The sequence below is a fragment of the Streptomyces sp. NPDC047079 genome, from assembly GCF_040643755.1.
Taxonomy (GTDB): Bacteria; Actinomycetota; Actinomycetes; order Streptomycetales; family Streptomycetaceae; genus Streptomyces.
In genome coordinates this window covers 1-22,321 of the sequence record NZ_JBEYUZ010000040.1, presented here as the reverse complement: position 1 = coordinate 22,321, position 22,321 = coordinate 1, and the positions used below count along the sequence as shown (strand labels likewise).

The window sequence follows — 22,321 nt, the reverse complement described above, 5'->3', positions numbered from 1 at the left end:
CGGACGCGTCAGCCCGGAGCCGGAGGCTCCTGGTGGGTGCGCAGCAGCAGAACGGCGATGTCGTCGGTGTGCCGTCCGGTGGGCCAGGTGCGGTCGACGAGCCCGTCGATCAGGTCCTCCAGATCCTGGTCGTGGGCGGTGGTGGCCAGGTACTCGACGAGGGCCGCGGTGGTGCGGTCGATGTCGGTCCCGGGGACTTCCACGAGGCCGTCGGTGTAGAGGGCCAGCACGCCGCCCGGGTGGAGCGGCAGACGGGTGACGGGGTAGCGGGCGCGCACGTCGATGCCCAGCAGCGGCCCGGGATCGACCTCGAGGACTTGGGCGTGACGGGGCTGCCGGCACAGCAGCGGCGGAACGTGGCCGGCGCTGGCCAGGGCCATTTCCCGGCGGGCCAGGTCCAGATGGGCGTAGAGGCAGGTGACGAGCAGGTCCGAGTCCAGGTCGGACAACAGCCGGTTGGTGCGGGCCAGGACCTGGTCCGGGGACGCGCCCGCGGTCGCGTGCGCATGGATGGCGGTACGGACCTGGCCCATCAGGGCGGCCGCGGCGATGCTGTGCCCCTCGACGTCGCCGATGACCGCGGCCGCGGTGGTCTCGTCGAGGCGCAGCAGGTCGTAGAAGTCGCCGCCGACCTCGATGCCGTAGCTCGCCGGCAGATAGCGGGAGGCCACGTCGAGACCGGCCACGGCGGGCAGGGTCCGGGGCAGCAGCACTCGCTGGAGGCCCCGCACGAGCTGATGCTTGGCGTCGTACAGGCGGGCGCGGTCCAGCGCCTGGGCGATCAGACCGGCCAGTGAGGTGAGGACGGCCCGCTCGTCGGCCGTGAAGGCGTGAGGGCGGTCGTAGGACAGGACGCAGCAGCCCACCGGCCGTCCTGTGATCACCAGGGGAAGGAAGGCCCAGGCCTGTTTGTCGCTCATCCGCAGCGCCCGCGGATAGCTGCGCGCCAGTTCTTCCGGACCGGAGAAGAACGCGGGACTGCCGCTGAAGAGGATCTGCCCGACCGGGGTGAGGCCGGTGTCCAGCGGCAGCCCGTCGAGACGTTCCATCACCTCGGCCGGGTAGCCCTGGTAGCCGGTGATCTTCAGACGGCCCGCGTCCGCGACGGACAGCACCAGTCCCTGGGCGCGGAAGGCGGGCAGGATCTGGCCGGCGAGCAGGTCGACCAGGTCACGCACGCTCACCGTCTCGGTGAGCGCGGAGGCCAGGTGGATCAGCTGGTACAGGCGGCCGGTCGGGGTCACCGAGACCGCCCGGGACGAGACATCCGGCGTGGACTGCTGCCCACAGGGGGTGATGCGGACGCTGATGCCGCTCGCGTCCGGGTAGAGCTGGAAGGTCAGCCAGTGATCGGGCGGGCGCAGGGCGTTGTAGGACAGGGGTGTGCGGCTGACGAGCGCGGTGCGGTACTGGTCCTCGTACACGGGGTTGTCGAGCCAGGGCAGCGACTGCCACGGCCGGGTGCCCAGCAGTCGGTCGGCGCTGCTGCCGAGCAGGCGGGCGGCGGTGCCGGTGATGAAGGTGATCCTGCCCTCCAGGTCGAGGGCCGCGGCGCCCTCGGGAAGGCGTTCGGCGTAGTCGGCGGCGACCGCGGCCGTCTGGGCGGGGTGGCGTACGGATGGGGTGTCGAGGGGGACGGCGCGGGGCTGGTCGGGCAGCGTGGGCGGGCGGGGAGCGTCCTCCAGGATCCTGGCCAGGCGCCCGGCGCTGGCAACGATGTTGCTGCGTTCGCGAGGCGTGGCCTCCCGTGAATGGTGCGCGGGCCACATCAGCACCAGTCCTCCCCAGCAGCGCTCCGCCCCGGTCAGGGCGATCGCGGCGAGGGGGAAGCGGTAGGGCAGGACGGCGGTGACGCGCGGGTAGCGGCGGGCCATGTCGGCCTGGCCGCCGACCCAGATCAACCGGTCCTCGCGGATCGCGTCGGCGACCGGCACGGGGGCCGTGAGGGGCAGACGCCGCCATGGGGCCGAGAACTCGGGCGGCAGACCGCACACGGCCACCAGGCGCAGCGCCGGTTCGGCCTCCTCGACCAGGTAGACGCCGCCGATGGAAGCCCCGGTCCGCCGTACGGTGTCGGCCAGGGCCTCCGCCAGGGCGTCGTCCAGTGGCCGGCCTCCCAGTGCCTCATCGATCCCGGACATCACATCCTCCGGTCCGGTGTTGCCACAGCCGGCGGCCCGTCGGCCCTGGGGCCCGGACATCGGCGCACGGCCCGCCGGCCCGGACACCGGCGCACGGCCCGCCGGGATGCGCCGTGCGTCAGCGCGTGGGGCGCGCCGCCACCGCCTCCCCGGGGAGGCGGGTGCCCGCGGTACGCCCCGTGCGGACGTGGCACCTGGCGGGTTCCCGAGACGGATAGTTCATAACGGGACAATACCCCCGGTTTCGATGGTCGGTACGGCGCCCGGAGCGGTCGGGGCCCGACACCGCCCTGCTCCGCCGATCCTCCCGGTCGCCTGCCGGTCGATCTCGGGGAGCCCCGCTCGAAGGCCGAGCCCCGCCGCCGGCCTGCTCCGGGGGCGACCGCCGCCCGCACGGCCGGACCGGGAGGCACCCTCGCCGTCACCGTGGGTGCCGTCCACCTTGAACCTGACGTGCCGTCAGGTCGTGAGGGGGAGAAGCGGTGGGAACGGAAGGCAGCACAAACGATCTGCATGAAAGCGCCCGACCGCTGGCGACGGGGGATGCACCAGCGATCGGGCTGTGGTCCAGCGTAACAACGCCGCCCGGGCGGCGGGAGCCGACTGTCCGGCCGTAGCGGGGAGTTGTGAGCGGTATCACGCGGGATCACATGAAACACGCCTGGCGGACCCCCGGCCGCTCACCGCCCGCACGGCGGCTCGTAGGAGAGGCGGGGCAGGTACTCGTGCCACTTCTGCGGGGTCAGCACGCCCGGGGTGACCGAGCAGATGTGCCGGATGGCCTCGTCGGCGTCCAGGCGCCACAGACGGACCGTGTCCGCGCCGCTGGACACCCCGAGTACATGGCTGTTGGGGCTGAAGGACAGGAAGTTGCCCGTCTTGGCGTAAGGGCTCATCGACTGGCCGATGGGGGTGGCCGACGACGGCCGGGAGACATCCCAGAGCCGGACCGTGTTGTCGTTGCCGCCGCTCGCCAGGGTGTCGCCGGACTGGCTGAACGTCAGCGATGTGACGGCCTCGGTGTGGCCGGTCAGCGGGGAGCCCAGGCCGGTCGGCGCACCGGGTTCGGAGACGTCCCAGAGCCGTACGGTGTCGTCGTCGCTGCCGCTGGCCAGCGTATGGCCGTCGGGGCTGTAGGCGAGCGCGTTGATCGGCCCGGAGTGATCCGTGAGCGGCCGGCCGAGCGGCGTCACATGAGCGGGGTCGGTCAGGTCCCACAGCCGTACGGTGCTGTCCGCGCTGCCGCTGGCGAGCGTGTGCCCGTCCGGGCTGAAGTCGAGGGCGTTGATGAAGCCCCGGTGGCCGGTGAGCGGCTTGCCGAGCGCGACGGTGCGGGAGAGGTCGCTGACGTCCCACAGCTGGATGGTGCGTTGGTCGTAGGCGGTGGCCAGGATCCGCCCGTCGGGGCTGTACGCCAGTGCGTACGACCCCATGAACCGGGTCCGTAGGGGCAGGCGCGGCCCGGTGGCGACCGGGTGGGTCGGATCGGTGACGTTCCACAGGTACACCGACTCCTTGTCGGTCAGCACCACGAGCGTACGGCCGTCGGGGGAGAACACCAGCGAACGCTGGCCGCCGTCGGCCGGCATGAACGGCTTGCTCGCGAGCTGGGGCCGGCCGGGAACCGCCACGTTCCACAGCCGGACCCTGCCGTCGCTCGCGACCGTGGCGAGCAGCTTGCCGTCCGGGCGGAACACCCCATTGCGGCCGGCCATGTCCGAGGTCGGGATCGACCACAGACGGACCTTGCTGTCACCGCTGCCGGTGGCGAGCGTACGGCCGTCCGGACTGAAGCCCAGGGCGTACATCTCGCCGCTGCCGCCCGCGAGCGGCTCCCCGACCTGCGAGGGCCAGTTCGGATCACTGACGTTCCACAGACTCGCCGTGCTGTCCGCGCTCGCGGCGGCCAGCCGCCCCCCGTCGGGGCTGAAGGCCACGGACCAGATGGCCCCCGTGTGGCCGGTGAGCGGCGAGCCGATCGATTCCGCGCGCTTGGGGTCGGAGACGTCCCACAGCCGGATGGTGTCGTCGGCGCTGCCGCTGGCGAGCGTGCGCCCGTCGGGGCTGAACGCCACCGAGTGCACCAGGTCCATGTGGCCGGTGAGCGTCCGCAGCCGCACGGGGTGGCGTGGATCGGCCGTGTTCCACAACTGGATGGTGTGGTCGTCGCCTCCCGCCGCGAGCGTGCGCCCGTCGGGGCTGAACCCCACGCAGCGCACCGCGGCCGTGTGGCCGCCCAGCGAGGCGAGCGGCTTCGGCCTGCGCGGGTCGGCCACGTTCCACAGACGTACGGTGCGGTCCTCGCCTGCGGAGGCCAGCGTGTGGCCGTCCGGGCTGAAGGCGATCAGATAGATCGTGCCCTCATGGCCTGTCAGCGGCGTGCCGAGGGACGTGGGACGGGCGGGATCGCTCACGTCCCACAGCCGGATCGTTCCGTCGTCCCCGGCGCTGGCGAGGGTCTGCCCGTCCGGGCTGAAGACGGCACTGCTCACCCAGCTCGTGTGACCCGTGAGGGGTTTGCCCAGCGGCTTGGGGTGGCTGCGGTCGGCCACGTTCCACAGGCGGACGGTGCGGTCGTAGCTGGCCGTGGCCAGGAGCTTGCCGTCGGGGCTGAACGAGGTGAGGTAGACGGCGCCGTGGTGACCGAGCAGGGGGGTGGCCAGGGGCGCGTTCACGATCGAGATCAGCCTGCTGTACGTCCCCTTGTCGTCCGGCCGCAGGTCATGTGCGACCAGGTCGAGCTGGGCGGCCAGCGACGGATCCGTGTGCTGGACCCGGTCCGCTTCTGCGAGTACCTGTTCGAACACGGCGTCGTCCCGCTGCTGCCACGCGACCACCGCCGAACCGGCCGCGAGCACGGCGAGCACGACCAGCGCCGCCACGGCGGCTCGGCTGATCAGGACCGTACGCTTGCGCAGCCTGACCGAGGCGGCCAGGAACTGCACGGCGCTGCGGGTCAGGTAGGTGTTCCCGGCGGACTTCGCCCAGCTGTGGGCCTGTTCCAGCCGGGAGCCCCGGTACAGCAGCGAGGTGTCGCGCTCCGAGCCCTCCCAGGCCCTGCTGTCCTCCTCCAGCCGCTGGCGCAGCAGGTTGCCGTTCCTGTCCTCGTCGATCCAGTCGCGCAGACGTGGCCAGGCGTGGAGCAGGGCTTCATGAGTGATCTCCACGCTCTCCGCGTCGAGCGTCACCAGCCGCGCGCGCACCAGCGCCTCGAGGGACTCCTCCGTCTTGCCGGGGTCCGTCGACTCCTGCGCCAACTGGCGGCGTGTGCCCCGGCGGCGGGTGGCCTGTGTGTCCTCGCTCAGCCGGACCAGCCTGAGCAGAAGCAGCCGGGCGGCCGTGCGCGCCGCGGGGTCGAGGCTGGACCAGGCCCGCTCGGCGGTCGCCGCCACCGCTCCCTGGATTCCGCCCGCCGCGCGGTAGCCGGCCAGCGTCAGCCGTCCCGCCTTGCGGCGCTGCCAGGTGGCGAGCAGGGCGTGCGACAGCAGAGGCAGCACACCCGCGTTGTGGGCCCCGCGCGGGCCGTCGGCGCTGACCTCACGGACGATCAGCTCCGCGAGACCCGGCTCGAGTTCGAGGCCCACCGCCTTGGCCGGGCCCGTCACCGCGTCGCGCAGCTCCGCGGTGGTCAGCGGGCCGAGCACCATGTGCCGGTGTTGCAGCGCGTCGGCCAGTTCGGGATAGCCGAGGCACTGCTCGTAGAAGTCGGCCCGTATGCCGAGGAGCACCAGCACCGGGGCCCGCTCGCCGGGGCCGGCCGGTGAGCAGGCGGCGTGCAGGAGCTGGATGAAGGTGCGCCGGTCCGTCTCGTCGGAGCAGAGGGTGAACGCCTCCTCGAACTGGTCCACGATGACGACCGGACGGCCGGCCGAGGATGTCTCGCGGCGCGTCCAGGCCACGAAGGCCTCCCGCACGGCGTGCGCGAAACCCGGGGTGCCGGGGTTCTTGGCCGATGGGTGCTCGGCTGGGGGGTTCTCGGCTGGGGGTTCCTTGGCCGTGGGGCCCGGTGCGGGCTCTTGCGCGGCGGCCCCCCGGGCGACGCTCTCCCGTCCGGCGGTTTCCGGCCGAACGGCCTCCGGGGTAAAGGTTTCTCTTGTCGCGGAGACCAGGGGCGCGAGCTGAGGGATATGGCGGATCAGCTCGCCGAGAGGATCTCCTCCCGGTATGAGGTGCAGCACCTCCCCTGTACCGCCGCTCCCGTCGCTCAGCGCGCCGTTCTGCAACGCGGGCACCAGCCCGGCGTTCAGCAGGGACGACTTTCCCGCCCCCGAGGCACCCACGAGCATGACCAGCCCGCCCGTCTCCTCCGCCGCGCCGAGCTGGGCGACGAGCGCGTCCGTGCTCCGCTCCCGGCCGAAGAACCACCAGGCGTCCTGCGGCCGGTACGCGGCCAGGCCCCGGTAAGGGCACACACCTGCGACGGCCGGGCCCTCCACCGAAGGCCCTTCCTCCTCCTCGGTGGCGGTCTCGGGGCGGTCGCCGACCGGATCGGCCACCGCGCGCTCCCAGAGACGCTGCCACTGAGCCACGTCGTACAGGCCCTTGGACACCGGCGCGGGGCGCGTGCGCCGCGCCTGGGGAATCAGGATGTGCAGCACCGCCGCGAGGGCGGGGAACTGGGCGGGCACGTTCTTGGCACGTCGCCAGTCGCTGATCCGCTGCGCCGACACCCGTACGAGCCGCCCTCGTTCGTCGACTCGCTGAAGCCGGTCGACCGCTTCGGCCACGCGCTTGAGGGGAGGGTTGCCGGCCTCCTTGTACAGCAGCGCGAGTCGTTCGGCGAAGGCTGTGCGTGCCCCTGAGTCGGAACTCAAGGTCTCCACCCCTTACTTCCCCCGCGGCTGGACATCCGGACCGGAAAACTCACTCTATACGGCTGACCTGCGGTTAAGTCGCCTGATTGACACCGGAACCTCCTCGGGGGGACCCACCGGCTGGCAGGATCATGACCGCTAGCGCAGCAGTGCGCACCATCCGGACAGACCACCGGTTCAGCGTTCTGGAGACAACTCACGGCGTATGTTTCCGGTCGCTTCCGCCACGGTGACGTGGCGGTGGCGACCCTCTCGCCGCGGGAACCGGAGCGATCCGTGGAGCCTGGCGCCTCCGGGCGCCGTCGCCTCGACCGCGGATCCGGTCTTCCGCCGATCCGCGCCGTTCGGTACCGGTCCCCACGAGGGGAGGGACCGGTGCCGAACGCCGCGGTCCGCCGAGGCATTCGCCGAGTCCCGCGCTGGGAACAAGGCCCGCATCACGACTTGGCTCGAATATGCCCCTGTAGCCCTGGCATCCGGTGGCGATCCTCACGCGCGCGGCGAAGGACCCGTTGCCGTGACCGGCCTGCCGGAAGAGATTCCCGGCGGTGACGAGACCCCCCAGCAGGCGGCGATCTTCACGCGCGGAGCGAAGGTGCCGTTGCCCTTCCCGAAACACCGGTACAGATTGTTCGACTTACTTCCGTTGAGCCGGGGCTGACGGCCGCCGGTCAGTCGGCGACGCGCGCACCGATGGCCCGGGCGCGACGGCGGGCTTCGGGGCTGACGCCTTTGCGGCGCGGTGAGGTCCTGGAGTCGTACGCGGTGGGCTGAGCCGCGTAGCTGACGGCCGTCAAATCCGGTTTGGCGATGACGCAGGCAAAGCGGGGGTCACCCGCGTACCAGACGTCACCGTCGAATCCCTTGCGAGCAGCGCTGACCCAGCGAACCGTCCCCTTGAGCGACACCGTCTCTCCGGGACGGTCGGGGTTGGGCAGGACGAAGACGGGCTCCTTGCCCTTGGTGAGCCGGACGGCACTCGATTGCTGCCGCCAGGGGTAGACCTGGAGAACGCGGCGCATCCGCCGGAATCGCCATAGCCTGGCCAGCGCCAGACGGGCGAGGACGGCGAACGCGCACAGCACGACGACCATGAACACAACGGCTCCCACGGGCAGCAGGACGACTGTGACGTACAGCGCTCCCCACCACAGAGCCACCCAACCCAGGAATTTGGCCAGGTGCCATAGCGTCCAGCGGAGGAGAGCGGAACGGGTGCGCGCGGTGTCCCACGCCACCGGCCCGTCGAATCCTTGCTTGTTCAGGTTCGTCGTCATGTCACACCCCCGGTCAGCCGAAGTCGGCGACGATGCTGTCCTGGATCCCGTCGGAGGGGCGATCGGGCCCGGCTCCGCGCACGACCCGCTCGATCTCCGGCAGTGGATCGTGGAAGGACACCGTGTGCGCGATGCCTTCCATCATGTCGCGGTAGTGCTTCCGGGAGCCCACGGCCGTGCTGCTCAACGTCAAGACGCCCAGCTGCGCACCCGAGGGGGTCGGGATGTAGAGGTTGCACTGGTAGAGGTCCTGGCTGGGCACCCCCGCCAGGGCGGGCATGGTGATCACGGTGTCAGAGATCGACGCCGGACGATCCCCCGGCAGCGTCAACAGCTCTATTTCCTCTTGGCATTCACGCACGGAGACCGCGCGAACCGCCGTGATCTTGGCTGGTGCCCATTCGATGTCTCTGAGTGCCACGGTGAACACGGACATGACAGCGGACCCGTCGTCTGCGTAATGCATACCGAGCGAGCATGCGACGACACCTTCGCTCCGCATCTGGGCAGCCATGTACCGAACGTCCCGCAGTGCGCTCGCGTACCGGTCACGCTGGTCCTCGGGAACCACGTCGAGGACCAGCGCCAGTACCTGGTCGAGATGCGTCTCCTGCTCCGAGCCTGGCATGGGGTCGAGAGCGTCGATGGGGACGTCGAAGTACCCGCCTGGCAGGGCGTACCAGATCTTCGAGCTCGGATCCCTGGCGGTGTCGTCGATCACCAGACGGAGCGCATTCTCAGCGGCTTCTTGTGTCATCGCAGTGCCCTCGCGGTGATGCCGATGACGGAGACGGCTCCGGGTCCGTCGAACAGGCCCGTGCGGGCCGCGTCGACCCCGGTGGCGCTGTTCCCGCCGCCGTCGCTCTGCAAGGCATCGACGGCGTCGGCGGCCAGTCCATAGCCTGATGTGACCACACCCGCGACCGGCGAGACCGAGTCCATGCCCGCTCTGACCGCCTGGCTGCCCCCCGCGGCGCGCGCCACCAAGTCTCCGACAGGATTGAAGGAATCCGCGGTCACGATCCGGCCCGCGGCCCTGACGGTATCGTCCGCGAACCGGCCGAGGAACTGTCCCACGCTCACGGCTTCAGACGCAGCGGCACTGGGGGCGTCTCCGAATCGCACCGGCCTGGCGTTCGTCGCCGCCTTCTGGGCCGTCACCGCGGCTGCCGGCCTCGCCTTTCCGCGGGTGTCTACGGCACTCGGGGGGACGTACAAGGTGGAGAGCTGCCACGACACCAACGACAGCCGCAAGCGGTCCGACTACGACTGCTACGGAGATTTCACGCCGGACGGCGGCAGCGCCGACGACGCGGTCTCTGTGCACCTCGAACGCACCGGACACGACTACCCGGACGGCACCGAGTTCGCCGCTCGTCAGTGGCAAACATCGCGTCGGCCAGGATCGCCCCACTGATCGCCCCCGCAATCCGGGCGGGCGCGAAGACACCTCAGCAGGGCGTGCGGTACCTGGGCCGGCTCTTATGCCTGCCTGCCCCATCCTTCGGCGTTCCGGACCCGCACCCGCACCCGCGCATCAGCCGCCGTCGCCCGCGAAACCCGCCTCGGCGAGCGCCAGCATGTGCGCGGCCGTCAGTCTGTTCCATGGGTCGGCGGCTGTGGTCAGCAACCAGGTTGCCGCTGCGACCGATTCACCGGGCGGGACGACCAGCAGCTCCCAGCGGCCTACGGTGCCGCAGTCCAGGGTGATGGCATGCGCTTCGGCGTCGACGGCCGACAAGGCCACTTCGATCACGTGGCCGGGTGCCGTGACCGTGCGCGGGGCGTCGGGCCAGGCGGCGGTGTCCACGGTGACGCGGGTGACGGCGCCGAGGCCGGGGTCCAGCGAGCCGACCAGCGCGGGCAGCTCCAGTTCCAGCATGTCGCAGCGCGGCCACCAGGCCCCGTTCAGCGGGCCGTGGCTGACACCCGGAGTGAGCGTCAGCCGTGGGGCGGGCATTCGGTAGGTGCGTGCCTCGCCCGGGGAACCGCCCTCTGCCGACATTCCGGTGACGTCCGTCATGCGATCCCGTCCCGGGCGGCACCTGGCCGTCCGCTTCCGTCGTTCGCCGGGAACGGCACCGCCGTGGTCGCGCTGCGCGAGATGCTCTCGGTGCGTCCAGCGTACGTCCGGCAGACCGGAAAAGGGGCCGTGCGAAGGCCATGGGGGCCGGAACAAGCCGTAGGGAAGGCGCGGACGCCCCCCGGGGGGCTCACTGGTCCGAGTAGCCGATGTCCCCGATGGTCCAGGCGCTCACGTCCATCAGTGCGACGCGGTACATGCCGCCCGTGTCGGGGATGCCGAAGCTGCCCTGGAGAATACGGGCGACGTGGAAGTGGAGGTGCGTGGGCCCGCCACCTGGCTCTGGCTGGTCGCCGCCGTGGGGTGGGGTGAACGCGGCGGCGAAGTGCCCCAGGTGCTCGGAGTCCCGCAGGACTTCGGCCACCCGCTCCTTCCACAGGGCTTCCGGGGCCAGCCGTCCCGTGATGACGGCTCCCGGGACCACCACGGTCAGGGACATCCGACTGCTGTGCTGAGACTCCACCATCGCGGCGATGCCCACGAGCAGTTCGTCAGGGTGCGACATGCCTGAGGAGCCTAGTCCAGCGGTGGCGTAGCACCGGGGAGGAATCGAGACATCACCAGCCCTGCATACCGTGGTCGGCTCGCGCATCCCGTGCCGGCGCGGCCGGGGGCGCGTCGTGGCAGGTGAAGCCCAGCCGGGTCAGTGCCCGGCGCATCTCGCCCGCGGTGAAGTCGCGGCGGTCCTGCTTGGTGATCACCTCCCCGACCTGTTTGACCGGGTAGATGCGGCGACCGATGGTCACGGACACCCCGGCGACGGGTTCGGGCGTGATGCCCTCCATCGACTGCTCGACCTCGCTCTTGATCAGGTCGAAGGGGAATCGGGCGATGACACAACGCATGGAGGCCTCCACAGGGTTGGGGGAGAGACACCGGAGGGGTCGCCGCACGAGGGCGGTCAGTGCGTGAGAGCGGGAACGCGGTTGGGGGAGAGACACCGGAGCGGTCGCCGCACGCGGGCGGTCAGTTCATGAGAGCGAGAACGCCCAGGGCGTAGCCCTGCTCGTCGATCACGGGGGACACGTCCAGCGTCCGGCCCCGCATGGCGTCCTCCGCCTCGCTGAGGACGGCCGCGGACGAGGTGAACGGTCCCCGGTCGAGCGGGATGTCCCGCAGCCGCGTCCGGTCGCTGTACCAGGAGCCGCCGCGGTGCGCGGCGAGTTGGGCCCGGGTGACCAGTCCCGCGCACCGCCCGTCCTCGTCCTGGAGGAGCAGGTGCGGGACGCGGGCACCGATGAGCACGGACAGGGCCACGTCCACGGTCATGTGGTCGTCCACCTGGGGCCCGGGAGCGTGCATGGCGTCACGGGCGGTCAGACCGGTGCCGTCGGTGTTTTCGGCCTGCTGGGTTCGGGGCGGAATCGGCGTCAAGTGCGTCTCCTCTTCGGTCGTGCAGGGCGGACGAGCGAGAGGTGGCCTCGACCGCGATGAGCGAAACCCCGTGTCTGGGCTATCGGTTGTTCCTCTGGGCGGACCGACGGGCTCGGGCGGCAGCCCGTCCGCCCCGAGCGCGACCGGCGGCTCCCGTGCGGTCGCGTCCTTCGGCGACCGGTGCGGGGACGGTGACGGGCACGCCCGAAGGGGTCCGGGCACCGGTGATGCGGTTCAGTTCGGCCTCCCCCGGGCGGATCCGGACGGTACGCGGAGTGATTCCGGCGTCGGCCATCAGGCGGTCCATTGCGCGACGCTGGTGCGGCAGGACGAGGGTGACGACCGTGCCGGACTCGCCGGCGCGGGCGGTACGGCCGCCGCGGTGCAGGTAGTCCTTGTGGTCGCCGGGAGGGTCGACGTTCACGACGAGGTCGAGGTTGTCGACATGGATCCCGCGGGCGGCCACGTTGGTGGCTACCAGGACCGTGACATGGCCGTCCTTGAACTGGGCGAGCGTCCGGTTGCGTTGCGGCTGGGACTTGCCGCCGTGCAGGGCCGAGGCACGCACACCGACGGACAGCAGGTGCTTGGCCAGCCGGTCCACCGCGTGCTTGGTGTCCAGGAACATGATCACTCGCCCGTCGCGGGCGGCAATCTCGGTCGCGGTCGCGTGCTTGTCCGCGTCGTGCACGTGCAGCAGATGGTGCTCCATCGTGCTGACGCCCCCGGCGGGCGGGTCGACCGAGTGCACCACGGGGTCGTGGAGGTAGCGGCGTACGAGGAGGTCTATGTTGCGGTCCAGGGTGGCCGAGAACAGCAACCGCTGCCCGTCCGGACCGACTTGGTCGAGGAGCGCGGTCACCTGCGGCATGAAGCCCATGTCGGCCATCTGGTCGGCTTCGTCCAGAACGGTGACGGCGACACGGTCCAGTCGGCAGTCACCCCGTTCGATCAGGTCCTTGAGGCGGCCGGGGGTGGCGACGACGACCTCGGCGCCGCCGCGCAGCGCACTCGCCTGACGGCCGATCGACATGCCGCCCACCACGGTGGCGAGCCGCAGATGCAGGGCGCGCGCGTAGGGGGTGAGCGCATCGGTGACCTGCTGGGCCAGTTCCCGGGTGGGTACGAGGACGAGGGCCAGCGGCTGTCGGGGCTGGGCCCGCTGCCCATTCAGACGGGCCAGCACAGGCAGGCCGAAGGCGAGCGTCTTGCCCGAGCCCGTGCGCCCGCGGCCCAGGACGTCCCGGCCGGCCAGCGCGTTCGGCAGCGTGGCCGCCTGGATGGGGAAGGGCACGGTTACGCCCTCGGCGCCGAGCGCGGCCAGCAGACGTTCGGGCATGTCCAGTTCGGCGAACGTCTCGACCGCCGGAAGCGGCTCGGTGAGGGTGACCGGTGGGGCGAACTCCTGCCGGCGTGTGGTGGAGCGTGCTCCTTGGCCGTTCTTTCGCCCCGTGGCCGGACGAGGGGCCTGGTGGCGTGTCTCCTGCGTGCGGAAGCGGCTGCCGCGAGCGGAGCCTGCCGAGCCCGTGGAGCTTCTGTCTGCGCGGATGCGACCGGAGCCGCCGCCGGTACGACGGGTGCGGTTCATGGGGGAACCTTCCTCGATGCGGCACGTATCGAGGAATTCCGCCCAGCGGTGGAGAGCCGCACGGGGATTCACAAGAATGAGCCGAAGGAAATGCGAAAAGCAGGGCCTCTCAGTGCTGAAGCCGGTGCCGTCAGTGAAGCGAGAAATGCGCGAAATGCGGGAAAGCATGTGGCTGGGGCCCGCACCCCAAGAGCGCGGGCCCCAGCCACATGATTCGTGTCAGCGTCAGGCGGGAACGATGTTCTCGGCCTGCGGGCCCTTCTGGCCCTGCGTGACGTCGAAGGTAACCTTCTGGCCTTCCTGAAGCTCGCGGAAGCCGGAGGTGGCGATGTTCGAGTAGTGGGCGAACACGTCAGCGCCGCCGCCGTCCTGCTCGATGAAGCCGAAGCCCTTTTCCGCGTTGAACCACTTCACGGTGCCAGATGCCATATTGAATCTCCCTTGGGGGGCAGTGCCGGAGTCCGCACTTTACGGATCCGAGTCGCCGCGATGATCACCCCTCCGGAAAGATCCGGAAAGCTCTGCAAAGAAACAAGTCTCTGGCAACCAAAACTGCAACTGGTATCACGCTAGCACAGGTCGGGTGGAAACCCCATGCGTTTTCGGCATCGTCCAGGAACCCTCACCCCGCTGGAGTACGTATTTCTGCGTCGGTGGGACCAGGTATCCGCGCATCGATGGGGTTGCCCTGGTCGACGAGTTCACGTGCGCGGGCGGCGATGCGCAACTGGCCGCGGGAGTAGCGACGGTGGCCGCCTTCCGACCGCAGGGGCGGAGCAACTCGGCCTCGCCGATGGCCCGGGAGGAAAGGGGGTGGTGCCGAGGACGTCGGCCGCCCGCCCCCTGGTGTAGGCGGTGTGGCCGTCGTCGTCGAGGTTGCCGGCGATAGGGGCGTTCTCAGCGGCATTGCACCTTCGTTTCGGGTACGCGGCGAGGGCCCGGGTGTGCGCGGCACCCTTGCTCCGAAGGATTCGGCACCGTCTTCGGCTCGCCGCCAACCCTCACTCCGACAGGCAGGAGATGTGGCCTCGCCGTGACAGATTTCCTGCCGCCGTACAGGAAGGGCTGTGAGTTCGACGCGGAACCGCCCTCTGGCCGGCCGTCGCAAGGCTCACCGCGCGGGGCGACTGCTTCCCGGAGGCCTGATCACTTCGTTGCCCTCGCGGGACGCACGCGGTGGACTGCACGGGGAGCAGGTCGGCTACCCAGCGGTTCCCGGACACATCACTGCGGATGACCGGGCACGGCACCTAGTCACCCGTAGACGGTGCATGCGACTCTTCTTCCTCCTCCATGAACCGGATGCCTTCATGCGTGAGGGAGACAGCGGCGGGCGACCTGTGCGATGTCCACTCGACGGTGATCAGGCCCTCGCCGGCCAGATAGGCGCAGGCCGCGGAGAGGTCCTCATCGGGCAGACGGAGCTCGTCACGGAGCGCCGCTCCACTGACCTCGGGGCGATTGCGTTCGACGGCCCCGTACAGAGATCGGAGAACCGCTGCCCGGTACGTCTTGCGCTTACGGAGTGTCGTCATGGCTGTTGCTCTCGCACTCGTGACCGAGGTTGCGGACGCTGACGGGGCGGGGCTTCGTCGTCTTCACTGTCCGATCACACCTCGTCCGCGGGATCGTGGTCATCGAAGGACGGTCCGCTGGACGCCAGCCAGGACCGTGCGGGCTCCGCGGTGTGTGCGGTGTCGATGGTGAGATGGAGGCGAGTCGCCCCTTCGCGGCCGGCGGGGTAGCTGCGCTGCTCGGTCGAGGCGAAGCAGCAACGCAGCACCTGGGCGACGCGGCGGGCGACCTCCGGTGTCGCCGCGACGATACGGACCTCGGCGTGGCCCTCGGAGGGCAATGGCTCTGGATCCATGGCCTACCTCCTGCGGGCGGCGCGAGGACATCCTCGATCACCACGGGGAACGTCCGGCGCCCGGGCACACGCCGCGCTTACCGCGCACGCCCCTTCCCTGAAGCGTATGCCCGCACCTGTCCTCCCTGCCCATCGAAGTGGGCTCCAGGGTCATGGTGACGTCGGAGGCGTCGGAGGCTGCCAAGGCTGAGGAGGCGGCGGAGGCGTGGGGGGCGAGGGGCCGGAGGCACCGGCGCTCGGGGCGACGCGGAGTAGCGTAAAAAGAGCAATCCAGTGTGCGCACCGGACTGCGAAGACGGGCGGCCCCCTCATGACCGGCGCCGACACACCCCCTGGTTTCCTGCATCCGCCGAGCGGCGTTCATCAGGCCGTGCGGCCGGGGTGCGCGCTGCTCCGGCTGGAGACGACGGAGTCCCGTCAGGGCATCCTCGGCGGTGCGTGGTGGCCGCGGTCGCGCGACATCGGCGCCGAGCTGCGAGCAAGCGCAAGCAGGAAGAGCCGCGCGGGCCTGAACGGCAGGCTGCGAAGGGTCGGATGAGCCTGGAGGTTTGAGTGCGGGCGTCACTGGTACGACGGCCTAACCCAGTTCTTCGAGACCGCCGCTGCCGCGGATGACGTAGTGATCGTCTGGCTCGACTGATCGGGGCCGCGCCAAGCGGGTGCCCTGAGCTGCGGCGGCGCCTCTCCTGGCTGTCGAGCGAGGTGCTGCTCCACCCGTATTACGGCAAGATTTGGCACGGCCTGCACGTCACCCACGCCGGTTCGACCTGGTCGACCAACGTCCCGAACCCCGCCGAGGCCAAGGTCTCTCTCAGCGCCAAGGTCACGGACGCGGCGGGCAACAGTGTGCAGACCTACTCCAACCAGGCCTACGCCGTCGGCTGACCTTGCGCTTGCCGATAGCCGGATGTCAAAGGCCCCGGACCATGATCGGTCCGGGGTCTTTTGGCTGGTGCCCCCGGAGTGACGCCCCGGCCGGTCGAGCAAGGCGCTCAATCTCGAGCAAGCCGTGCTTGCCGCGGCCCGCCCGTCGCGGCTGTACGCCTACCTTGTCCTCTCACTTCTGAGCGGAGTCCGCACGGAAGAGGCGCGGCCCCTCACCTGCGACCACGTCTTCCTGGAGACGAATGACGGCGTGCCGCCGCACGTCGCGGTGTGGCGCTCTGGGCGCAAGCACGGCGACACGAAGACCAAGAAGAGCCGGCGGACCATCGCCCTGCCGAAGCAGGTGGTCGATGTCCTCGAAAAGCACAAGCGGTGGCAGAAGCAGGAGCGGGCATCGAGAGGGATGGAGCGGAGTCCGGCCGGCCGCGCCTTCACCACTCGGAGCGGCGAGCCGCTCGACGCGGCGAATGTCCGGCGAGACTTCAAGGCCATCGTGAAGAAAGCTGGACTGAAGCCGGAGTGGACCCTGCTGGAGCTGCGGCACAGCTTCGTGTCCCTGCTCTCCGACCACGGCATCCCGCTGGAGACCATTGCACTCCTGGTCGGTCACAGTAGTCAGGCGACTACAGAGGCGGTCTACCGCAAACAGCTCCGAACCCTGATCACGAAGGGTGCCGAGGCGATTGACGACATCTTCGCCGAAGATCAGGGACGGGAGGACGCGGAAGACTATGAAGAGGGCGACGCGGTGGCCTGATCAACTTCGTTTGGCCCACCAAGCATGAAAGAGGGCAGTGTGCGAGTTCGCACACTGCCCTCTGACCAGTGTCGGGGTGGCGGGATTTGAACCCACGACCTCTTCGTCCCGAACGAGGATCTGTTAATGATCTTTCCCGCCTGGATTGTGTTTGTGCAGGTCAGGTGGGTGGTCCCGGTTGGTCTCGGGCGCTGTGGATGGGGCTTCGGGAGCAGTGCGGCTCCCAGATGGCTCCCAAGGGTGCTGCTGCCTGGATGGTGCTGGAGGGGTGCGGGCCGAGTCACACCTTCTTGACCACGATCGTGTCCGAAACCAGTTTCTCCAGGTCGTCGACGTCCGAGGTGAAGACGGTGACCTGTCCCTTCTGCTGTCGCGCGATGACGGCGAGCACGGCGTCGATCGCGTACTTGTGACCGTGCAATTTGGCGTCGGCCAGGAGTCGGCGTGCCTGGCGTGCCTCGTCCTTCCCGATGTCGACGACCTGGAGCCGGGACAGTACCCAGTCCCAGCGCTGCTCGGTCGTTCTGCCGTCGTACGCCTCGACCAGTGTCATCGGGGACGTCACCACCTCGGCTTCCCCGCGTGCCGCGAGATCGAGCCAGGCGATCATCTTCCGGTCGCCGCGTACTGCGAGGGACAGGGCTTCACAGTCCAGTACGAAGACGCGGAGGGGCCGCTGGCCGTGCTCACCGGCTCGCTTCTTCACGCAGCCTCTCCGGCGTTGTGCTTTCCGGTGGTTCGACGCCGCTCGTGCTCGGCGTCGAGTTCGTCCAGCTGGTCGAGCGCTGCCGCATGCTCGTCCTCGGTGACGGGGCCGTGTTCTTCCTGCAGCCAGTCGACCAGCTCTCGGAGCCGGTCCCGGTCACGCTTGAAGCGCAGCGCCTCGGCGACATACGCCGACAGGCCCCGCTCTGCCGCGTCCGCGCGGATCTCGTCCAGGAGATCCTCGGGGATCGTCACGGTTACCTTCTTCGTCGCCATACAAGAGACCATACTCCTGGTATCGCACTCCTTACCAGTGGGTCAGTGATCGACGCTCGGCGATCAGGCAGCCGGGGCGGGGCGTGGGCTGCTGTGGAAGACCTGGCTGGTGTGCCAGGCGCGGTGGACCGCCGCGACGGGACGGGCACCCGGTTGAGGCCCGATGAGCGGGCGGCCGACGAGCGCTATGACGTGCTCGCGGGCGGCAGGACTGTGGCCGACGAAGCGCTGCGAGACCAGGATGCGGTGACTGTCACCGATGCCGAGGACGCCCTTGTCGAAGAGCTTGTGGTGCAGCGAGCACAGGCACAGGCCGTTGTCGACGTCGTCCGGGCCGTCGAACGCCCACCAGCGCACATGCGCGGCCTCCAGCCCGACCGGCACCGCGCCGATCCTGCCGTCGTAGCCGCAGAAGGCGCACTGGTACTCGTATGCCGTCAGGACCTGCTCCCGCATCCGGGGATCCCGCCGCCTGCGCACGGCCGAGAACTGTTCGCCCTCCGTCGGCTCCAGCTCCAGGCCGACGGCTTCGCACAGGTCGCCGTGGAGCGAGGGCGGGAAGTTCAGGTCGAGCAGGACCCGTGCCATCCGGCCGAGCAACGACGGCTCGCGCCGCAGCGCCGCCCGCAGTTCTGGCGCCAGCCGCCCTGCGGCTCCGACAGTCCGCAGCTCCCGCACGCCACTGCCCGGGCTGCCCGGTCCGCGATCGGTGCGCACTTCCCACACGCCGTCGCTCACCAGATGGTGGAACGGGTAGGCGGGCGTCGTTCTGTTGGGCGGACCGTACTCGGCCAGCAGCCGTCTGAGGTCGTCCTCCACCGCGATGTACCGCAGTTCACCGTCGGCGTCCTGCTGGAACCGGCCGAGCGCGTACAGGAACAGCAGCGGCTTGTGCGGAGCGCGGGTCCCCCTTCTGCTCCACTGCCTCAGCTTCGCGGTGCGCTCCAGCCAGTCCATGACCGGCGATCGTAATGGTGTTGGGGTGCGGTGGTTTATATGGGGCTTGGGGAGCGGGTCGACTCCCAGATGGCGCCCGGACACCGTGGGGCCACTGGCTTCGTGCCGACGTTGCCCGTTGCGGCCTAACGAACCGCGCCGAGGCGACTGCGACGGGTCTCAACCAGGTGCCGCCATCGTTCGCGCGTCTGTCGTTCTCCGTCGATCCACCGCGCTCGCGCAGCATGCTCGGGAAGCGGAGGACCGGCCATGAAGTGCGCGATCTCGACGTAGTAGGCGTAGTCGCCGCTCTGCGTGAGTTCGCGCAGGCGGGTGATGGCGGTGGTGAGGTCGTCCTGGGCGTCGAGAACGGCGTGGTGGAAGCACAGGGCCAGTTGCAGTTTCGCAGCGGCGTACGAAATGCCGGAGACACCGATTTCGGCGAGCAGCACGGCCGCCCGATCGGGCACGTCTGCGGCGAACCCGGCGTCGCGCACGAGTGCGGCGATGCGAGCGGTCATCTCGCCGGAGCGCAGGCTGAGGCGGGACAGCAGCCGGTCCGCCAGGTCGAGTTCGTCATCCGCCCGAAGCGGGTCGGTAAAGGAGACGGCGAAGGCGAGATGTGCCTGGACCATGGCGGTCTCGCCGGCCGCATCGTGTTCTTCGGCCTCGCTCCTGGCTGCCAGGTAGGCGGCGGTCGCCCGCTCCATGTCTCCCTGCACCCACCACACGTCTCCCAGGACCCGATGGTGCCGTCCTTCCCAGCCCAGCCTCCCAGCGGCTTCCACCGCCGCAGGGAAGTCTCCGGACAGTCGGCTCAGGTGTGCCAGGCCGCGTCGAGCGGCGGAAGCGAGCCGACCGTCGGTGGAGGCGACGCGCTGCATGCCGCGGCGCGAGTCGTCGGTCAGTCCGAGGTCTCGCTGGGCTTTCGCCAAGTAATACGTGGCCAGTTCGACCAGATCATCGGGGAGCAGCCCAGATGCCAGGACAGCCGAGAGCCGACTGACCGTACGCTCACGGTGCTCGTGCTGGCGGCGGGCGATGGCGCTGAGCGTCTCCACCAGGGCATCCGCCGCGCTCTGCACGCCGCCCGACGACCTGTCATCGGCGGCCGGGAGTGCCAGCGGTTCCCAGACGGAGTCCCCTACGTACTGGAAGGCGGCGTCAGAGAGCCAGCCGAGACCGAGACGGAAGTCCCGTGCAAGGAGCAGCCCTTGCTGGAGGCAGCCGACCAGCACGGCGCGGTCGCGTCGCAGGTCCTGGCGCCAGTGCGATTCCAGGGCGCCGAAGGCGCGCTGGGCCGCGCGCTGCCAGTCCTGCTCCGACCAGCGGTCGTCACTGCCGTCGTCCGCGTTGCGAATGGCGGAGCGGATCAGGTCGTGGACATGGAAGGGCCACACACCGGAGGGGGACTCCCGGATGAAGGGGCGCTCGGTCAAGCGTAGGGCGGGCGCGTCGTGGTCCACGCCGGCGACCTGGGTGGCCAGGGGCACGGAGAACGCGTCGAGCAGGCTGACCGAGCGGAGCACGTGGCGTTCCTCGGCGGTCAGGTCGCTGAGGGTGCGGGTGATCAGGGCGGGGAAGTCGTGGTCGAAGTCGGTGACCTGTGGCTGCCTGCCGCTGCGCCGAAGTTCCAGGTAGCGCATGACCGACAGGTCCAGGTACAGGGGTAGCCCGTGGGAGCGCTCGGCGATGATCCGGCGGACCGGTTCGTCGATCAGCGGGTGCCCGTCGCGGCTGAGCCTGCGGGCCAGATAGTCCTCGCAGTCTTCGGAGGAGAAGTCGCCGATCAGGATCTGGCGGCCGGATACGCCTGACCCGCTATTTGCTGCGTCGGAGACGAGGCTGGGCCAAGCGTTCGGCCCGGTCCAGTCGAGTTGCCCTTCCAGGCTCGTTTCCGCCCACTGGAGACGGTTGCGTCCGGTGACGACGAAGAACACGTTGGGCATCAGCCACACGATGCGCTGGAGCAGGCGCTCGAAGTCGCGGTGGGTGCGGTCGCCGGTGTCCTCGAAGGTGTCCAGCAGGATCACGGTTAGCGCGCTCTTGTCGGCCGGGAGTTGAGCCAGGTCCCAGGCGAGCAGGTGCGGGTAGAAGCTGAGGGCGTCCAGGTCGGGCTCGGCCTCCAGGAGGTCGGCCAGACGGGAGCAGCCGGCGAGGGCGCGTACGGACTGGCGCCGCTCGCGTAACGCCTTGATGAGCGCGCCGGCCCCGTGGCCGAGCGCACCCCCGACGGTGCCGGGCAGGAGCAGCGCCTGGGCCACGTCGCTGAGGGCGGACTGCATCTGCTGCGGCAGGGCGGCAGCGGCGCTGAAGCGGCTCAGCAGTCCGCCCCGGCGCAGGTAGTCCTCGATCGGTTCGCCCGGGTGGTTGTGCTCCCAGTAGCGGCGCAGGGCGAGGTCGAAGGCGGGCATCGGCCGGCCGAGCGCGGCGCCGGCAAGACGGATGGTGAGGATGACGCGCTCGAAGTCCATGCCCGCGGCGCGCGCGAGGTCGATGCGGACCGGCAGCGTCCGCTCCTCGGGGTGGGACGGCGATTCCCATTGCACGGGACGGTGCTCGCTGCTGGCGAGCGACGCCTCGATCTTGCGGGAGAGCGTGGACTTGCCGATCCCGCCCACACCGTGGAACACCAGGATGTTGCGGCGGGGAGCCTCCAGGTCCTCCACGTCGAAGTCCGCACGGGTCATGTGCCGTATGTGCTCAGCGAGGCCGGCGGTGACCGCTTGCCACTGTGCCTGCCGGTTCGTGAACGCCTCACTGGCGGCGATGCTCCGGTCGTTCGAGCTGAACAGCGTTCGAAGGTCCCGCCCTGCCACCGCTCCCCCTGACGATCAACTGGAGCCAATCTATGCTCCCTTGAGGGCAGCCTGGCAAGTTCGCATTTAGGCAGGGTGTGCAGGTCACATCCGGCACGTGGCAGTGAACCGATCCGGAGCTGACGGAGTCGCCGGCCTGTCCTGGGTTGAGCTTCGCATTGAGTGCTCACTGACCGAGAGACGGATCAGGACCGAAGTCGACGACCATCATTGTGGCGGTGCCTCCGGGCGGGCTCGTCAGCACGCCGCGCACGCGGACTGCGGTGCCGGTGTCATGGCAATGGACTGCTGTGTGGTAATCAGCGTCTGGAAGATCCATCCAGATGGTGCGGCTGCGTCGTTGGAGGAGGGCCTGGACGCCCACCTTCCCCGTTTCGTCGTCTGGGTGCCGCCTGAGGTCCGTCACCAGACCGTAGATCACATGCTCGCGGCTGTAGACGCTTGTCTTGAGCTGGTCGGACACCCTTTCCACGATGGCGATGGCCTCGCGGTTGAATGCGACCTCGAGGGGAGTGCCGGCCGGTGCCGCCGCCACCCGGGACCAGTTGAACGTGACGTCCAGACTGTCGACTGCCTCGCTGTTCACGACCTTTGCACCTCCCCTCCTACTGTGGAGACCGTGACCGGAGGGATGGTTGGGGGTCATGGCATCCAGGAAGCGCATCTACGACGCCGAGTTCCGTGAGGGGGCGGTGCGGATCGTGACGGAGACCGGGAAGCCGATTCCGGAGGTGGCCGAGGATCTGGGCATTCATCCCGGGACGCTGCACAGCTGGGTGTCGCGGGCGCGGCGCAA

The 22,321-nt window shown here is 69.9% G+C and carries 22 protein-coding genes and 2 pseudogenes; 5 read left to right on the top strand and 19 right to left on the bottom strand.

The annotated features are described in order from the left end of the window. Nucleotides 1–8 precede the first annotated feature (8 nt). From ABZ823_RS29030 to ABZ823_RS29010, 5 genes are all read right to left on the bottom strand, one after another. Nucleotides 9–2,141: a SpoIIE family protein phosphatase gene (locus tag ABZ823_RS29030; protein ID WP_361665814.1), complete on the bottom strand. Its 2,133-nt coding sequence runs from the start codon at nucleotides 2,139–2,141 to the stop codon at nucleotides 9–11. Nucleotides 2,142–2,821: 680 nt separating this feature from the next. After that, complete coding sequence (locus tag ABZ823_RS29025; RefSeq protein ID WP_361665813.1) at nucleotides 2,822–6,964, bottom strand: AAA family ATPase; 4,143 nt, start codon at nucleotides 6,962–6,964, stop codon at nucleotides 2,822–2,824. A gap of 662 nt (nucleotides 6,965–7,626) precedes the next feature. Continuing rightward, a complete protein-coding gene (locus ABZ823_RS29020; RefSeq protein WP_361665812.1) occupies nucleotides 7,627–8,232 on the bottom strand; it encodes a hypothetical protein in 606 nt (201 codons plus the stop codon). 13 nt (nucleotides 8,233–8,245) lie between these two features. Further along, nucleotides 8,246–8,953 (bottom strand): hypothetical protein, encoded by a 708-nt coding sequence (locus ABZ823_RS29015; RefSeq protein ID WP_361665811.1) that lies wholly within the window; start codon nucleotides 8,951–8,953, stop codon nucleotides 8,246–8,248. 32 nt (nucleotides 8,954–8,985) lie between these two features. Then, nucleotides 8,986–9,315: a hypothetical protein gene (locus ABZ823_RS29010; protein ID WP_361665810.1), complete on the bottom strand. Its 330-nt coding sequence runs from the start codon at nucleotides 9,313–9,315 to the stop codon at nucleotides 8,986–8,988. 106 nt (nucleotides 9,316–9,421) lie between these two features. Here ABZ823_RS29010 and ABZ823_RS29005 point away from each other — a divergent pair, with 106 nt between their 5' ends. Then, nucleotides 9,422–9,649: a hypothetical protein gene (locus tag ABZ823_RS29005; protein ID WP_361665809.1), complete on the top strand. Its 228-nt coding sequence runs from the start codon at nucleotides 9,422–9,424 to the stop codon at nucleotides 9,647–9,649. Nucleotides 9,650–9,769: 120 nt separating this feature from the next. On the opposite strand, the gene ABZ823_RS29000 is transcribed toward ABZ823_RS29005, so the two are convergent. From ABZ823_RS29000 to ABZ823_RS28960, 9 genes and pseudogenes are all read right to left on the bottom strand, one after another. Beyond that, nucleotides 9,770–10,255, bottom strand: a complete 486-nt coding sequence (locus ABZ823_RS29000) for a DUF5994 family protein (protein WP_361665808.1) — start codon at nucleotides 10,253–10,255, stop codon at nucleotides 9,770–9,772. Between the two features lie 190 nt (nucleotides 10,256–10,445). Further along, nucleotides 10,446–10,820: a hypothetical protein gene (locus tag ABZ823_RS28995; RefSeq protein WP_361665807.1), complete on the bottom strand. Its 375-nt coding sequence runs from the start codon at nucleotides 10,818–10,820 to the stop codon at nucleotides 10,446–10,448. A gap of 52 nt (nucleotides 10,821–10,872) precedes the next feature. Beyond that, nucleotides 10,873–11,160, bottom strand: coding sequence for an SCO5918 family protein (locus tag ABZ823_RS28990; protein WP_361665806.1), 288 nt, complete (start codon nucleotides 11,158–11,160; stop codon nucleotides 10,873–10,875). A gap of 121 nt (nucleotides 11,161–11,281) precedes the next feature. Beyond that, complete coding sequence (locus ABZ823_RS28985; RefSeq protein WP_361665805.1) at nucleotides 11,282–11,689, bottom strand: CBS domain-containing protein; 408 nt, start codon at nucleotides 11,687–11,689, stop codon at nucleotides 11,282–11,284. A gap of 79 nt (nucleotides 11,690–11,768) precedes the next feature. Then, nucleotides 11,769–13,277 (bottom strand): DEAD/DEAH box helicase, encoded by a 1,509-nt coding sequence (locus ABZ823_RS28980; protein ID WP_361665804.1) that lies wholly within the window; start codon nucleotides 13,275–13,277, stop codon nucleotides 11,769–11,771. Between the two features lie 225 nt (nucleotides 13,278–13,502). Then, nucleotides 13,503–13,706 carry a cold-shock protein gene (locus tag ABZ823_RS28975; protein WP_007383480.1) on the bottom strand — a complete coding sequence of 68 codons (204 nt, stop codon included), beginning with the start codon at nucleotides 13,704–13,706 and terminating at the stop codon, nucleotides 13,503–13,505. Between the two features lie 241 nt (nucleotides 13,707–13,947). Continuing rightward, a pseudogene (locus ABZ823_RS28970) lies at nucleotides 13,948–14,164 on the bottom strand (MerR family transcriptional regulator); the annotation flags it as partial. A 363-nt stretch (nucleotides 14,165–14,527) separates the two neighbouring features. Continuing rightward, the gene (locus ABZ823_RS28965; protein WP_361665803.1) at nucleotides 14,528–14,812 is read right to left on the bottom strand and encodes a hypothetical protein; all 285 of its coding nucleotides are present in this window, start codon (nucleotides 14,810–14,812) and stop codon (nucleotides 14,528–14,530) included. 74 nt (nucleotides 14,813–14,886) lie between these two features. After that, a complete protein-coding gene (locus ABZ823_RS28960; RefSeq protein ID WP_361665802.1) occupies nucleotides 14,887–15,147 on the bottom strand; it encodes a hypothetical protein in 261 nt (86 codons plus the stop codon). A 310-nt stretch (nucleotides 15,148–15,457) separates the two neighbouring features. On the opposite strand from ABZ823_RS28960, the pseudogene ABZ823_RS28955 reads away from it, so the two are divergent. From ABZ823_RS28955 to ABZ823_RS28945, 3 genes and pseudogenes are all read left to right on the top strand, one after another. Beyond that, nucleotides 15,458–15,628, top strand: a pseudogene (locus ABZ823_RS28955) (DUF5994 family protein); the annotation flags it as partial. Between the two features lie 221 nt (nucleotides 15,629–15,849). Continuing rightward, nucleotides 15,850–16,032 (top strand): hypothetical protein, encoded by a 183-nt coding sequence (locus ABZ823_RS28950; RefSeq protein WP_361665801.1) that lies wholly within the window; start codon nucleotides 15,850–15,852, stop codon nucleotides 16,030–16,032. Between the two features lie 124 nt (nucleotides 16,033–16,156). Further along, nucleotides 16,157–16,789, top strand: a complete 633-nt coding sequence (locus ABZ823_RS28945; RefSeq protein ID WP_361665800.1) for a site-specific integrase — start codon at nucleotides 16,157–16,159, stop codon at nucleotides 16,787–16,789. Between the two features lie 280 nt (nucleotides 16,790–17,069). Here ABZ823_RS28945 and ABZ823_RS28940 read toward each other — a convergent pair whose 3' ends face one another. The 5 genes from ABZ823_RS28940 to ABZ823_RS28920 form a co-directional block, all read right to left on the bottom strand. Then, a complete protein-coding gene (locus ABZ823_RS28940) occupies nucleotides 17,070–17,495 on the bottom strand; it encodes a PIN domain-containing protein (RefSeq protein WP_189363848.1) in 426 nt (141 codons plus the stop codon). Beyond that, nucleotides 17,492–17,770 carry a CopG family transcriptional regulator gene (locus ABZ823_RS28935; RefSeq protein WP_361665799.1) on the bottom strand — a complete coding sequence of 93 codons (279 nt, stop codon included), beginning with the start codon at nucleotides 17,768–17,770 and terminating at the stop codon, nucleotides 17,492–17,494. Before ABZ823_RS28935 ends, ABZ823_RS28940 begins: the two co-directional genes overlap by 4 nt. Before the next feature lie 63 nt (nucleotides 17,771–17,833). After that, nucleotides 17,834–18,727, bottom strand: a complete 894-nt coding sequence (locus ABZ823_RS28930; protein WP_361665798.1) for a phosphorothioated DNA-binding restriction endonuclease — start codon at nucleotides 18,725–18,727, stop codon at nucleotides 17,834–17,836. Between the two features lie 125 nt (nucleotides 18,728–18,852). Then, nucleotides 18,853–21,396 carry an ATP/GTP-binding protein gene (locus ABZ823_RS28925; protein ID WP_361665797.1) on the bottom strand — a complete coding sequence of 848 codons (2,544 nt, stop codon included), beginning with the start codon at nucleotides 21,394–21,396 and terminating at the stop codon, nucleotides 18,853–18,855. Between the two features lie 295 nt (nucleotides 21,397–21,691). After that, complete coding sequence (locus tag ABZ823_RS28920) at nucleotides 21,692–22,111, bottom strand: hypothetical protein (RefSeq protein ID WP_361665796.1); 420 nt, start codon at nucleotides 22,109–22,111, stop codon at nucleotides 21,692–21,694. A gap of 58 nt (nucleotides 22,112–22,169) precedes the next feature. On the opposite strand from ABZ823_RS28920, the gene ABZ823_RS28915 reads away from it, so the two are divergent. Next, a partial coding sequence (locus tag ABZ823_RS28915; protein ID WP_361665820.1) for a transposase occupies nucleotides 22,170–22,321 on the top strand: 152 nt, incomplete at its 3' end.

Bases quoted from the DNA above. Each gene is read 5' to 3' on its own strand.
- ABZ823_RS28960 (WP_361665802.1), bottom strand. From the start codon at position 15,147: ATGGATCCAGAGCCATTGCCCTCCGAGGGCCACGCCGAGGTCCGTATC.
- ABZ823_RS28930 (WP_361665798.1), bottom strand. From the start codon at position 18,727: ATGGACTGGCTGGAGCGCACCGCGAAGCTGAGGCAGTGGAGCAGAAGG.
- ABZ823_RS29000 (WP_361665808.1), bottom strand. From the start codon at position 10,255: ATGACGGACGTCACCGGAATGTCGGCAGAGGGCGGTTCCCCGGGCGAG.
- ABZ823_RS28980 (WP_361665804.1), bottom strand. From the start codon at position 13,277: ATGAACCGCACCCGTCGTACCGGCGGCGGCTCCGGTCGCATCCGCGCA.
- ABZ823_RS28990 (WP_361665806.1), bottom strand. From the start codon at position 11,160: ATGCGTTGTGTCATCGCCCGATTCCCCTTCGACCTGATCAAGAGCGAG.
- ABZ823_RS28975 (WP_007383480.1), bottom strand. From the start codon at position 13,706: ATGGCATCTGGCACCGTGAAGTGGTTCAACGCGGAAAAGGGCTTCGGC.
- ABZ823_RS28925 (WP_361665797.1), bottom strand. From the start codon at position 21,396: ATGACCCGTGCGGACTTCGACGTGGAGGACCTGGAGGCTCCCCGCCGC.
- ABZ823_RS28935 (WP_361665799.1), bottom strand. From the start codon at position 17,770: ATGGCGACGAAGAAGGTAACCGTGACGATCCCCGAGGATCTCCTGGAC.
- ABZ823_RS28965 (WP_361665803.1), bottom strand. From the start codon at position 14,812: ATGACGACACTCCGTAAGCGCAAGACGTACCGGGCAGCGGTTCTCCGA.
- ABZ823_RS28995 (WP_361665807.1), bottom strand. From the start codon at position 10,820: ATGTCGCACCCTGACGAACTGCTCGTGGGCATCGCCGCGATGGTGGAG.
- ABZ823_RS29020 (WP_361665812.1), bottom strand. From the start codon at position 8,232: ATGACGACGAACCTGAACAAGCAAGGATTCGACGGGCCGGTGGCGTGG.
- ABZ823_RS29030 (WP_361665814.1), bottom strand. From the start codon at position 2,141: ATGTCCGGGATCGATGAGGCACTGGGAGGCCGGCCACTGGACGACGCC.